Genomic DNA, 494 nt, shown 5'->3' on the forward strand with positions numbered 1-494 from the left:
TCGTCGCGCACCGAGGAGCAGGCGAGCTCGCTGGAGGAGACGGCGGCCTCGATGGAAGAACTCACCAGCACGGTCAAGCAGAACGCCGACAACGCGCGGCAGGCGAATCAGCTGGCGGTGTCGGCCTCCGAAGTGGCGGTCCGGGGCGGCAGCGTGGTGAGCCAGGTGGTCGGCACCATGGGCTCGATCAACGCGTCCTCGCGCAAGATCGTGGACATCATCGGCGTGATCGACGGCATCGCCTTCCAGACCAACATCCTGGCGCTGAACGCGGCGGTGGAAGCCGCGCGGGCCGGCGAGCAGGGTCGGGGCTTCGCGGTGGTGGCGTCGGAAGTGCGCAGCCTTGCGCAGCGCTCGGCGGCGGCGGCCAAGGAGATCAAGACCCTGATCGGGGACTCGGTGGACAAGGTCGAGGAAGGCAGCAAGCAGGTGGCGGAAGCGGGCCGGACGATGGAGGAGATCGTGGACAGCGTGAAGCGGGTGACCGACATCAT

At 68.2% G+C, this 494-nt stretch carries 1 protein-coding gene; it reads left to right on the forward strand.

All coding sequences use genetic code 11. The annotated features are described in order from the left end of the window. The coding region (locus AB4Z46_RS35410; protein WP_442288222.1) for a methyl-accepting chemotaxis protein at positions 1–494 on the forward strand (494 nt) is incomplete at both ends.

The organism is Variovorax sp. M-6 (assembly GCF_052114385.1).
Classification (GTDB): Bacteria; Pseudomonadota; Gammaproteobacteria; order Burkholderiales; family Burkholderiaceae_C; genus Variovorax.